At 68.5% G+C, this 12,070-nt stretch carries 14 protein-coding genes; 9 read left to right on the forward strand and 5 right to left on the reverse strand.

All coding sequences use genetic code 11. The features are described 5' to 3' along the window. The 4 genes from HY726_19430 to tenA all read left to right on the forward strand — a co-directional run. Positions 1-784 (forward strand): CoA transferase (locus HY726_19430; GenBank protein ID MBI4611167.1); only part of this gene is annotated, 784 nt, incomplete at its 5' end. Beyond that, the gene (locus HY726_19435) at positions 781-2,025 is read left to right on the forward strand and encodes a CoA transferase (protein ID MBI4611168.1); all 1,245 of its coding nucleotides are present in this window, start codon (positions 781-783) and stop codon (positions 2,023-2,025) included. The genes HY726_19430 and HY726_19435, both read left to right, overlap by 4 nt. 41 nt (positions 2,026-2,066) lie before the next feature. Further along, positions 2,067-2,501 (forward strand): hypothetical protein, encoded by a 435-nt coding sequence (locus HY726_19440; protein ID MBI4611169.1) that lies wholly within the window; start codon positions 2,067-2,069, stop codon positions 2,499-2,501. A gap of 102 nt (positions 2,502-2,603) precedes the next feature. After that, positions 2,604-3,266: a thiaminase II gene (gene tenA / locus HY726_19445; protein MBI4611170.1), complete on the forward strand. Its 663-nt coding sequence runs from the start codon at positions 2,604-2,606 to the stop codon at positions 3,264-3,266. Positions 3,267-3,272: 6 nt separating this feature from the next. Here the strand turns inward: tenA and HY726_19450 are convergent, their stop codons facing one another. Next, the gene (locus HY726_19450) at positions 3,273-4,943 is read right to left on the reverse strand and encodes a thiamine pyrophosphate-binding protein (GenBank protein ID MBI4611171.1); all 1,671 of its coding nucleotides are present in this window, start codon (positions 4,941-4,943) and stop codon (positions 3,273-3,275) included. Between the two features lie 84 nt (positions 4,944-5,027). Here HY726_19450 and HY726_19455 point away from each other — a divergent pair, with 84 nt between their 5' ends. Together HY726_19455 and HY726_19460 are read left to right on the forward strand one after the other, a co-directional pair. Next, positions 5,028-5,252 carry a hypothetical protein gene (locus HY726_19455; GenBank protein MBI4611172.1) on the forward strand — a complete coding sequence of 75 codons (225 nt, stop codon included), beginning with the start codon at positions 5,028-5,030 and terminating at the stop codon, positions 5,250-5,252. 49 nt (positions 5,253-5,301) lie between these two features. Then, entirely contained in the window at positions 5,302-5,496 is a 195-nt protein-coding gene (locus HY726_19460; protein MBI4611173.1) for a hypothetical protein, read from the forward strand. Positions 5,497-5,503: 7 nt separating this feature from the next. Here the strand turns inward: HY726_19460 and HY726_19465 are convergent, their stop codons facing one another. After that, positions 5,504-6,094 (reverse strand): TetR/AcrR family transcriptional regulator, encoded by a 591-nt coding sequence (locus HY726_19465; protein MBI4611174.1) that lies wholly within the window; start codon positions 6,092-6,094, stop codon positions 5,504-5,506. Positions 6,095-6,111: 17 nt separating this feature from the next. Here HY726_19465 and HY726_19470 point away from each other — a divergent pair, with 17 nt between their 5' ends. Continuing rightward, positions 6,112-6,933, forward strand: a complete 822-nt coding sequence (locus HY726_19470) for an ABC transporter substrate-binding protein (GenBank protein MBI4611175.1) — start codon at positions 6,112-6,114, stop codon at positions 6,931-6,933. Between the two features lie 214 nt (positions 6,934-7,147). Here HY726_19470 and mqnC read toward each other — a convergent pair whose 3' ends face one another. From mqnC to mqnE, 3 genes are read right to left on the reverse strand one after another with little or no spacing between them, the layout of a single operon-like run. Further along, a complete protein-coding gene (mqnC, locus tag HY726_19475; GenBank protein ID MBI4611176.1) occupies positions 7,148-8,170 on the reverse strand; it encodes a dehypoxanthine futalosine cyclase in 1,023 nt (340 codons plus the stop codon). Between the two features lie 44 nt (positions 8,171-8,214). After that, positions 8,215-8,961: a menaquinone biosynthesis protein gene (locus tag HY726_19480; GenBank protein ID MBI4611177.1), complete on the reverse strand. Its 747-nt coding sequence runs from the start codon at positions 8,959-8,961 to the stop codon at positions 8,215-8,217. Then, positions 8,961-10,061, reverse strand: a complete 1,101-nt coding sequence (gene mqnE, locus HY726_19485; GenBank protein MBI4611178.1) for an aminofutalosine synthase MqnE — start codon at positions 10,059-10,061, stop codon at positions 8,961-8,963. The genes HY726_19480 and mqnE overlap by 1 nt, the downstream gene beginning before the upstream one ends. A 326-nt stretch (positions 10,062-10,387) precedes the next feature. On the opposite strand from mqnE, the gene HY726_19490 reads away from it, so the two are divergent. Together HY726_19490 and HY726_19495 are read left to right on the forward strand one after the other, a co-directional pair. Beyond that, entirely contained in the window at positions 10,388-10,927 is a 540-nt protein-coding gene (locus HY726_19490) for a TRAP transporter small permease subunit (protein ID MBI4611179.1), read from the forward strand. Positions 10,928-10,953: 26 nt separating this feature from the next. Next, the coding region (locus HY726_19495; protein MBI4611180.1) for a TRAP transporter large permease subunit at positions 10,954-12,070 on the forward strand (1,117 nt) is incomplete at its 3' end.

Below are 12,070 nucleotides of genomic sequence, written 5' to 3' on the forward strand. Positions count from 1 at the left end.
CCTCCACGCCGGGGCTATGGGAGGCGCCAGTATCGTGATCGGGGAGTTGGGACGGCAGCCGCTCCCGCTCCCCGCCTCCCAGCCCGACTACCAGGGCGGGATCAACGGCGCGTGCGGCGGGCTCCTCGCCCTGCTTGCGCGCGAGAAGACCGGCCACGGCCAGCACGTCGACGTGGCGACAGCCGAGGTGATGGCCTTCTACGGCGGGATCACCTCGCCGCTCTACACCGAGACCGGTCTGCCGTGGCGCCGCTCCGGACACCGGGCGTCGGGATCGGGCGGATACTATCCGTACGCGATTCTCCCGACCAAGGACGGCTACTTCTGCCTGATCACGCGCTCCGGCCACCCCTGGAAGCGCTTCCTCGATGCGTTGGGGAACCCCGCGTGGACGCGCGACCCGCGCTACCGCGACAGGGCCGCAATGGGGCGCGACTATCCTGACGAGGTGGACGCGCTCATCGTCCCCTACCTGCGGGAGCGGACGAGCGCCGAGCTCCAGGAGCTCTGCCGCCGGCACGCCATTCCCTTCGCGCCCGTCCGGACCGCGGAGGAAGTCGCCCGGTGTCCCCAGCTCACCGCCCGGGACTTCTTCGTCCAGATCACGCGGGCCGAGGTCGGAACGCTCACGTATCCCGGGGCAGCGTGGCGCTTCTCTAGAACTCCATGCCAGGTCCTGAGCCCGGCCCCGCTCCTCGGCGAGCACACGGACCTGGTTCTCGGACGCCTCGGTTTTTCCGCCGGCGAGCTCGCTTCGCTCCGCCACGAGGCAATCATCCGGTGAGACCGCTCGACGGACTGCGTGTCGTGGACTTCGGCTGGGTCGCGGTGGGGCCGGTCCTTTCGAGCCTGCTCGCCGAGTTCGGCGCCGAGGTCATCAAGGTGGAATCGTCGCGGCGCCTCGACTACTGCCGGCTCATTCCCACGCCGCTGGGCGAGGACGAGAAGGTCTCGGACGCTCTCGCCGTCAGGGCCGATGAGGTGGACCGAGTGCTTCTTTTCCACCAGTACAACCGCGGAAAGCTCGGCATCACCGTGGACCTCCGCCATCCCGGCGCCCCGGCGCTCTTGAGGCGCCTCGTGACCAGGAGCGACGTGGTCGTCGAGAACTTCTCGCCCCGCGTGCTCCGGGAGGTGGGGCTCGACTACCCGGCGCTGGCCCGCGTCAAGCCCGACCTGATCATGATCTCGTGCTCGGCGGCGGGGCACGGCGGGCCCTGGGAGGCAGTCAGGACGTTCGCGCCGTCGCTGTCGAGCCTCGCCGGTCTCGAGCGCCTGATCGGGTATCCCGGCGAGCGCTGCCTTGGCGCGCTGACCTTCGGGTACGCCGATCCCTCGAACGCCCACCACGGTCTCTTCGCGGTGCTGGCGGCGCTCTGGCACCGGGAGCGGACAGGGGAGGGCCAGTGGATCGACATGAGCCAGCTCGAAGCGACCGTGGGCCTCGTGGGTGAGGCGCTGATCGACTACTTCAGGAACGGGCGGGTGTGGGGCACCCAGGGCGCCACCCACGCGAGCCTGGCGCCCCACGGGATCTACCCTTGTGCCGGCGACGATGAATGGGTCGCGCTCGCCTGTCAGACCGAGGCCGAGTGGCGTGCGCTCTGTGAGGTGATGGGCGACCCGCCCTGGTGTCGCGAGGCTCGGTTCAGAGACCTTGAGCGCCGTCGGCAGAACCGTGAGGCACTGGATCGCCTGATCGCCGGGTGGACCCGGGATCTCGCCCCCTCCGACGTTGCCTCGCGGTGCCAGAGCGTGGGGGTTTCTGCCGCTCCGGTCCTCGGCCTTGAAGCTCACACCTCCCACCCGTATTTTCTGGCGCGCGGGACGGTGGCCTCCGTCGCGCACCCGGCCCTGGGCTCGCTGGCGCTCTACACGTCCCCCATCACACTCGGGGTGACTCCCGGGCAGTTCGTTCGGCCGGCCCCTTGCCTCGGCGAGGACAACGAACGGATCTTCGGCGACCTCCTCGGGCTCGCTCCTGACGAGATCGAACGACTTCGGGCTGACGGGCTCATCAGGTAGGTGGGCTTGCGCCCTGCCCGCGCCTCTGCCATGATGGGTTCATGAGAGGAATTCGCCTGATCGTCGCTCTGGGGCTGGGGACGGGCCTCGCTCTCCTTGCGACGGCGCCCGCCTGGGCGCAACAGGTTGAGATCGTAGCGCCGCCGCCCGAGCGCGTGAGGCTGCCCGAGTTCGTCCTTCCGGGACAGCCGCCCCAGATCACCCACCCGCGCGAGACCGACTTCACGCCGGACAACACCCGCGCGCGTCACGACCCGGCGTTCATCGCTCCGTTCACGACGACGGTCAGGACCGGCCCCACGACAGCGGTCCGCTTCGGCTTGTCCGGCTGGACGGCGCCGCCGGTGCATCGCGACGTCCTCGTGGCGCGTGAGGCCTCGGGCTGGTTTGCCCTGGGGTTCACGTTCATCTGGGACGTTCCTATCGAGCCTCCGAAACCCCGGGCGTCTTCCGTCGTTCCCGCCGCGCTCCGCTAGCCGTGGCCGCTTCGCCCTGGCCCGCGGGCGCCCGCTCGGCCTGCGCGTTCACAGCGTTGGAGACGATCGCCGAGCACTGGCGCGCCGTCAGCCGGTAGCGTCATGGCGTTCACCGACGAGCTCTGGGACTCCATCCGCGCCATGTACGCGGGCATCCTCCGCCACCCCTTCATCAAGGGGCTCACGGACGGGTCCCTCGCGCGGGAAAGCTTCCGCTTCTACGTGGTGCAGGACGCGCTCTACCTTCGCGAGTTCGCCCGGGCGCTGTCCATCGCGGCGGCGCGCGCCCCGCAGGACGACTGGATCATCATGTTCAACGAGCACGCGGCCGGTGCCCTCAAGGTGGAGCGGTCGCTCCACGAGAGCTTCTTCCAGGAGTTCGGCCTCACTCCCGGCGACGTCGCGGCCACGCCCATGGCGCCCACGAACCTGGCCTACACCAGCTACCTCCTGTCGGTGGCCTACGGCGCGCCGTTTCACGAGGTGCTGGGTGCGCTGCTCCCGTGCTACTGGATCTACTGGGAGGTGGGCAAGGAGCTGGAGCGGGCGGGCTCGCCGGACCCGCTCTACGCGCGCTGGATCGGCACCTACGCATCCGAGGAGTTCGGGAGCCTGGTCCGCGCGGTCCTGGACGCCACGAACCGGACCGCGGCCCGCCTCCAGCCCGCGGAGCGCGACTCGGTCCGCCGGCACTTCGTCACCACAAGCCGCTACGAGTGGATGTTCTGGGAGATGGGCTACCGCCGGGAGTCCTGGCCGCTCTGAGCCAGGTTAGACCTTGGGCCCCTTAGCGCGGGCGATGTTGGCCGTGGTGAGAGGGCTCGGGACCCCGCGCATCATCACGTTGACGCAGGCGACCCGCCCTGACTTCAGCGCCCGGTCGAGGGCGGGACGAAGTTCCGCGGGCACTTCGACGTGCTCGCCGTGGCCGCCCATCCCTTCGATGACCTTGTCGTAGCGGACAGGACCCAGCTCCACGCCGACGGTCCGATCGTAGAACGCGGCCTGCAGCTCGCGCTCCATCCCCCAGCCGCAGTCGTTCCCGACGACGACGACGACCGGCGCGTTGAAGCGGAGCGCCGTGTGCAGCTCCCAGGAGTGGAAGGCCATGCCGCCGTCACCGGTCAGGATCACGACCGGGCAGTCGGGCTTGGCGAGCTTGGCGACGACGCCCAGCGGGATCGCCGCGCCGACGGTCCCGAGGGCGCCGAGCCTGACCCAGTGGCCCGGCTTGCGCGCGGGGAGGGCGAGCCGGCACCACTGAGCGAAGTCTCCGCCGTCGATCACCCAGACCACGTCCGAGTTCACCGCCTCGCGCACCTCCCTGACGATCCGCAGCGGGTGCACCGGCGAGGCGTCGGAGGTCTCGTCGGGCCGGCGTGACTCCGCCGCCGCGCGCCGGGCGGCGCGAAGCCGCTCGGCCCAGGGCTTCTCCTTCCAGCCTCCGCGCTTCTCGGCGCCCGCCGCCATCTGGGCCAGGAAGGCGCCGGCGTCGCACTGGATCGGGAGCTGGGCATTCCTATTCCGGCCGAGCTCTGCGGCGTGGATGTCCACCTGGATCAGGTGGGCATTCGGGCCGAACAGGTTGCCGTAGCCCAGGCGGAAGTCGATCCGCTTGCCGATCAGCAGGACGACGTCGGCCTCCCTGATCTCGCGGGCCGCAGGGTTGAGGACCGCGTCGGCGTAGCCGAAGCAGAGCGGGTGCTCGTCGGAGAGGCTGCCGCGTGCCATGCCGATCGTGAAGCAGGGGAGCGCCGTCGCCTCGACGAAGCGTTGGAGGGGCTCCCACGCGCGAGCCCACCAGATCCCGCTCCCCGCGATGATCGCGGGCCGCTCGGCACTCTGGAGCCGATCCAGCGCGGCGTCGACGGCATCCGGCGACGCGGCCGTGGCCTCGTGGCGCCACGGCTCGGGGATCGCGATTCTCGAATCGTCCACCGCCGCCTCCAGGACGTCGCCCGGGATGGTGAGGTGGACCGGGCCGGGCCGGCCGCTCACCGCCTCCCGGTAGGCGATGGCGGCGTACTGGCCAAGGCGCGCCGGGTCGGTGACGACGCGCGCCCACTTGGTGATGGGGCGGACCAGCTCCACCTGGTCGATCTCCTGGAGCGGTCCCCTGTCGCGGAGCCCCCACTCGTGCATGCCGCTGATGGCGATGATCGGGGAGCAGGCCATCCACGCCGTCGCGATGCCGGTGATGGAATTGGTGTGGCCGGGGCCGCCGGTGACGACCGAGACTCCGGGCTGGCCGGTGACCCGGGCCCAGCCGTCCGCCATGTGGGTCGCGCCCGACTCCTGCCTCACATCCACGATGGTGATCCCCTCGTCGAGGCAGGCGTTGAAGATCGCGTTGACGTGGTCGCCGCAGAGCCCGAAGAGCCGACGGACGCCGTGGCGCTTGAGGGTGCGGATGAGCAGGTGAGCGCCTGTGATCGTTCCCACGCGAGGCCTCCTTGAACGGAATGCGGAGCGGGCTCAGTATAGGGAGCCGGGGAAGCGGGTGTCAAAAGGGTTTTGGAGGCGGCGATGGATCGCTCAGGAGGCTACGAGGAGTACGCGTTTGTGGCCGAGTTCTACGACCACGTGGTGCCGTACCGAGAGCGACAGGACGTGGCCTTCTTCCGGTTCGAGGTGGAGCACCTGCTGGCGCGGTCCGGGTTTCGGGTCGAGGAGGTGTACGCCGACTACGACTGGAGCCCATACGGCTCCAAGGAGCCGGGGGAGCTGATCGTCATGGCGCTGAAGGCGTAGGGCAGGGAGCCTGCGGGGCTGGGGCGACGCGGACATCACGCTCATCCTCGTGGGCGAGGCCGTCCTCTTCCGCTCGCTCACGCTCCTGGTCTACGCGACCCTGGTGTGGCTGGCGTGCCACTGGTTCGTCCTCTGCGGCGAGGAACCCCAGCTGCTCAACAAGTTTGGCGAGGCATACGAGGAGTATCTCAGAGAAGTTCCCCGGTGGATTCCGCGCGTGCGCCGCGTTCGGCGAAGGCGCTGAGCCGGCGTCAGCCCCGGTTCGGCGGGGCGGCACCGATGGAGCGGAGGAGGATGGCGGTCAGCGCGGGGAGGGCCTCGGCCAGCTCGGGACGGCCGGTGTGGAGCCACTGGATCACCACCTCGTTGACGGCGCCGAGCCACGCCAGGGTGGCGACCTCGGTGTCGAGCGGCGGGATCGAGCCCTCGCGCGCGGCCTGGTCCAGGTAGCCCTTGATCAGGGCGGCGAAGCGGCTGTGGACCTCGGCGCGCTTCGCCTCGTAGGTCGCGCCGAGGCTGACGGCTTCGAGCAGCAGGATCCGAGCCAGTTCACGGTGGCGGCTGAACGTCTCGAGCGTCGCCTGGAGGGCGCCCTCCACCTTGCCGAGCGCCCCGTGGCGGCTCTCGATGGCCTGGGCGACCGCCGTCGCGAGGTGATTCGAGAACTCGTCCACGAGGGCGAGGAAGAGGGCTTCCTTGGTCGGGAAGTGATGGTAGACGGCGCCCTTGGACGTGCCCGACGCGCGGACAATATCGTCCACGATCGCCCTGTGATACCCTTTGCGGGCGAAGACCTCCAGGGCGGCCTGGAGGATCCTCTCGCGGGCAGTCCCTTTCTTCACGGACGGATCCTGTGCCCCTGATCCGGATCGGCCATAGCCCGGACCCCGACGACGCCTTCATGTTCTATGCCCTGACGGCCGGCAAGCTGCGTGTGCCCGGCGTCGAGGTCCAGCACGTGCTCGAGGAGATCGAGCGGTTGAACCGGCGGGCGTGCGAGGGCGAACTGGAGGTCACCGCGGTCTCGGCCGCGACGTACGCGCTGGTCGCCGACCGCTACCGGATCATGGACCCCGGCGCCTCCATGGGGAAGGGATACGGCCCGGTGCTTGTCGCCAGGGTCCCGCTGGACGCGCAGGAGATCTCCGAGCGCGTCGTGGCCATCCCCGGGAGCCACACCACCGCCGCGCTTCTGCTCCGGCTCTACTGCGGCGATCCGCCGATCATCGAGGTGCCCTTCGACCGGATCCCACAGGTGGTGCTCGACGAGCAGGCGGAGGCGGGGCTCCTGATCCACGAGGGGCAGATCACCCATCAGGCGCTCGGGCTCTACCCGGTCCTCGACCTCGGGAAGGTGTGGGAGCGGGAGACCGGGCTCCCGCTCCCCCTCGGGATCAACGTCGTCCGGCGGGATCTCGGAGAGGACCTCCATCGGCAGCTCTCTCGGGCGCTCAGGGACTCCATCGCCTACGCGTACGCCCACGAGGACGAGGCCATCGGCTACGCGATGGAGTTCGGTCGAGGCATCGATCGGGAGACCTGCCGGCGCTTCGTGCGCATGTACGTGAACGACTACACGCTGGCTCTGGGCGACGCCGGGCGCCGGGCGCTGGAGGTCCTGTTCCAGAAGGCTCACGCGAGCGGTCTGATTCCCGACATCCCGCCCCTCGACCCCTTGTAGTAATCGCGCGACACAATTGGCCCAGTGGGTGCCCAGCGCGCAACGGATCTCACCGAGCGATTCCGGACGGGAGGCGGCGCCCGGGGCGCCCCGCCGCGCGGAGCGCACCGCGAAAACAAGAGAGCGGCCGGCTGGCGGCAGCGCGACTATGGAGAAGCTGACGCTGGCTGGAGCGAGCACGGTGGGGCTGGGCGCCGACAGGACCCGCCCGGAATCAATAGACTTTCAGGATTTCGTACAGCGTCGTGCGCTGGGCGGGGGTGAAACCGGCCTCGCGGATCAGCGCGCAGACCTCGTCCAGGGTCGTGGTGTTGACGAAGTCTGCGGCCCGGTGAACGTTCTCCTCGAAGAGTGTTCCCCCGAAGTCGTCCGCGCCGAAGTGGAGCGCGATCTGTCCCGTCCGCTTGCCTTCGGAGAACCACGAGGCCTGGATGTGGGGGAAATTGTCCAGGTAGAGGCGCGAGACGGCGAGCACCCGGAGATAGGCGTTCGGGCCGGCGGCGTGCTTGATCCACTTCTCGAGGAGGGTATTCCCGGGCTTGAAGGACCACGGAATGAAGGCGGTGAAGCCGGCGTGCTCGTCCTGGAGATCGCGGATCGCGTCCAGGTGGTCCAGCACATCGCCGGGCTCTTCCACGTGGCCGTACATCATGGTGGCCGTCGTCTTGAAGCCGAGGCCGTGCGCCTCCCGGTGGACCTCGAGCCAGGCCCCGGGCCCGCCCTTCTTGGGTTCGATCCGCTTCCGCACACCCTCGGAGAGGATCTCGGCCCCGCCGCCGGGGAGCGTGAACTGGCCGGCGTCCTTGAGCCGGAGGAGCACGTCCGGGACCGAGAGGCCGGAGACCTGGGCCATGGTCTGGACCTCGGAGGCCGTGAAGAAGTGCGGCGTCACCTGTGGGAACCGCCGCCGCGTCTCGCGGACCAGCGTGAGGTAGTAGTCGAGCGGAATGTCGGGGTTGTGGCCGCCCTGAAGCAGGATCGTCGTCGCGCCTCTGGCAGCGCCAGCCTCGATCTTCGTCAGGACTTCCTCCACCGTGAGGGTGTAGGCTTCGGGGTCGCCGGGCTTTCGGTAGAAGGCGCAGAACTGGCAGTCGGTGACGCAGACGTTGGTGTAGTTGGGGTTCGAGTCGATGACGAAGGTGACGCGCTTCTCCGGGATCAGCCTGAACCGCGCCTCCTGGGCGAGGTTCCCCAGCTCGAGCAGGGGGGCCTCCGTCAGGAGCCAGTGCCCGTGCATGCGCGACAGCCGCTTCCCTGCCTCGACGAGATCCCGGGCTTCGCTCAGCACCGCGCGTCCTGGAGGAACGCCCGGAGGCGGCTGAACTCGGCGATCGCCTTCTCCTCCTCGGCGCCCAGCCGGTATGTGAACCCGTCGAGGTACGCGGTCACCTCCGCGGCCGTGAACCCGGTGTCGCGCCGTCTCGAGGCAATCTCGGGGATGGAGGCGAGCCCGTGATCGAGCGCCTCGTCGAGGGCGCACCAGAACGCGAGCCGGTCCGTTTCTGGCACCGAGACGCGCACGCCCCACCGCGCGAAAACGCACGGGAGCCCTGTCCACTGAGCCCATTCGCTCCCCAGGTCGACGATATGAGAGAAGCGGGGCGGCGACTTCAGCGCGCGGATGGCCCCGTCGCCGATCAGGAGCAGGGCGTCGCAGGGCTCCTCGGCGCCGACCCAGGCCCGCGGGGTCACGTCGTACTTGAGGGCGAAGAGGAGCCTGAGGAGCTGGACCGACGTGGATGTCTCGCTGGTGACACCGATGACCGCGCCGCCGAGCTTGGAGAGCGGGCGGTCGGAGAGGAGGACCACGCTCCGCGCTGGCCCTCGCGTCGCGATACCGAAGGGGAGCGGCACCACTGCGCCATCGAGGTTTAGAAAGTCCACCAATGAGAGGGGGCCTGCGTGGAGGGTTCCATCCGCCATGGCCTGCCCGAGCGCCCGGGGCGTGACCGGGTGGAGCTCGAACCCCGAGAGATGAGCGAAGAAGGGCTCGCAGTTGAGATACGGGATGCACCCGACCCTGAGCATCAGTTCCAGACCTTGATCACGTTGTAGAGCGCGTCCCGCTCCACCGGAATCTTGCCTGCCTCCCGGATGATCCTGAAAATCTGCTCCCGGGCCAGGCCCGCCGGGCTCTCGGCCTTGGCGTAGTGGGCGATGCGCTCGTCCTCCAGCGTCCCGTTGACGTCGTCGGCGCCGAAGTGGAGCGCGACCGAGGCCGTCGCCTCGCCGATCATCACCCAGTACGCCTCCACGTGGGGGAAGTTGTCGAGGAGGAGGCGCGAGGCCGCGATCGTGCGGAGGTCGTCAGTGGGCGGGGTCTGGCGCGGCACGAGCCTGGTGTTCCCCACCTGGTAGGCGAGCGGGATAAAGGTCAAAAAGCCGCCGCTCTCGTCCTGCTGGGCCCTGAGGCGGAGGAGGTGGTCCACGCGCTCCTCCAGCGTCTCCACGTGGCCGTAGAGCATCGTGGCGTTGGTCCGAATCCCCATGCCGTGGGCGACCCCGTGGATCTCGCACCAGCGGTCCGCGTCGGCCTTCCCCGTATAGTTGAGGAGCCTCTGCAGGCGCTTCGAGAAGACCTCCGCGCCGCCGCCCGGCATCGAGTGGAGCCCGGCGGCCTTGAGCCGCGCGAGCGCGTCTTCCGGAGGGATCTTCCAGCGCCGCCAGAAGTAGTCGATCTCCGCCGCGGTGAACGCCTTGATCTGGACCTGCGGGTGCTGGCCGTGGATGGCCCCGATCAGCCGCTCATAGTACTCGAAGGGCCAATCCGGGTGGTGGCCCCCCACGATGTGGACTTCCCGGACGTCGGGCTTGATCATCGCCAGGATGTCCTCGATGGAGTGCTCGAAGGCGCCGGCTTGCCCCGGCTTCCGGGCGAAGTCGCAGAACTTGCACGACAGGACGCAGAGGTTGGTTGGGTTGATGTAGCGGTTGATGACGAAGAACACCCAGTCGCCCACGCGGCGCCGCTTGGCGAAATCGGCCATTTGCCCGACACCCAGGAGGTCATCCGTCCGAAAGAGCAGGAGACCGTCGTCGCGCGACAGGCGCTCGCCGGCCTGCACCTTCTCCCGGACGGGAAGCAGGCGCTGGTCTTTGAAGCGAGCCGTCGTTGTAGCCGACTCCATAATCGGTCTCGTGTCGAACCGACTGGTCGGTCTGATTCTAATGATGTTGAGCCCGAACGGTCAAGGCTTCTGTAAGTATCTGAAAAGCATATAAAAATGTGTTCTGGGCCCCGGGTTGGCCGGGAGTCGGTAAAACGGCAAGAGGAAGGAGCACGGGGGAGAGGCGTCAGGCGGCGTGTGATCACAAGCCGATCGAACAATGACTTGAAGTGGCCTCAGCGTTCAGGGTAGTATGCGCCCCATGACTCGACCAGGCTTTGTGGTGGACGTGACCATTGGATAAACACCCGGACGTCGCGCCGTCCATCAACGCGCGAGCCGCGCGGATCGAGCGCGAAGCGGAAACGCTCGGTCTCGTGCACACCGTGGTCCGGCGGATCGACGCGCTGAACGACTGGGTCGGCCGCGCCACCTCGTGGCTCGCGCTGCTCCTGGTCGTGGTGACGAGCTACGACGTGATGTCGCGCTACCTCTTCCGGCAGAGCTTCGTCTTCGTCCAGGAGCTGGAATGGCATCTCTTCGCGGTCCTGTTCCTGGCCGCGGCGGGCTACACCCACCTCAAGGGAGACCACGTGCGGGTGGACATCATCTACGCGAGGCTGTCGCCCCGGCGGAAGGCCTGGGTCAATCTGGTGTGCGGCGTGGTCTTCCTCTTTCCCACGGCCTTTCTCCTGGTCTGGACCTCGATCCCGTTCGTCGCCGCGTCGGTGAAGGTCCTCGAGGGCTCCCCGGACCCGGGCGGGATCCCGGGCCGGTTCCTGCTCAAGGCCGTGATCCCCCTCGGCTTCATTCTGGTCGGGCTCCAGGGGGTTTCGGAGACCATCAAGAACCTCTTGTTCGTGCTCGGGAAGGAAGCGCCGAAGTGAGTTTTACCGAACTCCTTCCCGCCTACATGTTCCTGGTCTTCACCGTCCTGATCATGACCGGCTACCCGATCGCCTTCACCATCAGCGGGACGGCGCTGGCCTTCGGGCTCTACGCCTTCGGGCTCGGCTTCTTCAATCTCCTCCCGCTGCGTGTCTGGGGCGTCATGACCAACTTCACCCTGATCGCGGTCCCCCTCTTCATCTTCATGGGGGTGACGCTGGAGCGCTCAGGGATTGCCGAGGATCTCCTGGAGACCATGGGGTTTGTCTTCGGGCGCGTTCCGGGGGGCATCGCGATCGCCGTCGTGATCGTCGGGACCCTGCTCGCGGCCTCTACCGGCATCGTGGGCGCCACCGTGACGACCATGGGGCTCATCTCGCTGCCGACGATGATCCGCCGCGGTTATCAGAAGGAGCTGGTCTCGGGGGTGATCTGCGCCTCGGGGACGCTCGGCCAGATCATCCCGCCGAGCATTGTCCTCGTCCTCGTGGGCGACATCCTCGGCGTCTCGGTGGGCGACCTGTTCCTGGGCGCGTTCATTCCCGGCCTGATCCTGTCGGGCCTCTACGTCGTCTACGTCCTGTTGATCTGCTTCGTCCGTCCCGACCTGGCCCCGCCGATTCCCGCCGAGGAGCGGGCCCAGTTCACGTCGCGGCAGCTTACGCTCAGGGCGGTCAGGGTCCTGGTCCCGCCGCTGGCTCTGATGGTCGCGGTGCTGGGCTCGATCTTCTTCGGGATCGCCTCGCCCACCGAGGCGGCGGCGGTCGGCGCCACGGGCACCCTGGTCCTGACGGTCGTCTACCGCAAGTTCAGCTGGCAGATGCTCCACCAGACGATGCAGGTGACAACCCGCCTCACGAGCATGGTCTTCATCATCCTGGTGGGCGCCACGGCCTTCGGCCTGGCGTTTCGCGGGATGGGCGGGGACACGCTGGTGCGGAACTTCATCGCGGAGATGCGGATGCCGCCCTGGACGGTCTTCTCGAGCGTCATGGGGCTCGTCTTTATCCTCGGTTTCTTCCTCGACTACATCGAGATCTCGTTCATCCACCTCCCGGTCCTGGCACCGATCCTGAAGGAGATGGGGTTCGACCCGCTCTGGTACGGCGTCGTCCTCGGCGTGAACCTCCAGACCTCGTTCC

The sequence above is a fragment of the Candidatus Rokuibacteriota bacterium genome, from assembly GCA_016209385.1.
Taxonomy (GTDB): domain Bacteria; phylum Methylomirabilota; class Methylomirabilia; order Rokubacteriales; family CSP1-6; genus JACQWB01.

What these genes read in the sequence shown, in the direction of transcription:
- HY726_19440 (MBI4611169.1), top strand. Translation starts at nt 2,067, where the DNA reads ATGAGAGGAATTCGCCTGATCGTCGCTCTGGGGCTGGGGACGGGCCTC.
- tenA (MBI4611170.1), top strand. Translation starts at nt 2,604, where the DNA reads ATGGCGTTCACCGACGAGCTCTGGGACTCCATCCGCGCCATGTACGCG.
- HY726_19455 (MBI4611172.1), top strand. Translation starts at nt 5,028, where the DNA reads ATGGATCGCTCAGGAGGCTACGAGGAGTACGCGTTTGTGGCCGAGTTC.
- mqnC (MBI4611176.1), bottom strand. Translation starts at nt 8,170, where the DNA reads ATGCACGGGCACTGGCTCCTGACGGAGGCCCCCCTGCTCGAGCTGGGG.
- HY726_19480 (MBI4611177.1), bottom strand. Translation starts at nt 8,961, where the DNA reads ATGCTCAGGGTCGGGTGCATCCCGTATCTCAACTGCGAGCCCTTCTTC.
- mqnE (MBI4611178.1), bottom strand. Translation starts at nt 10,061, where the DNA reads ATGGAGTCGGCTACAACGACGGCTCGCTTCAAAGACCAGCGCCTGCTT.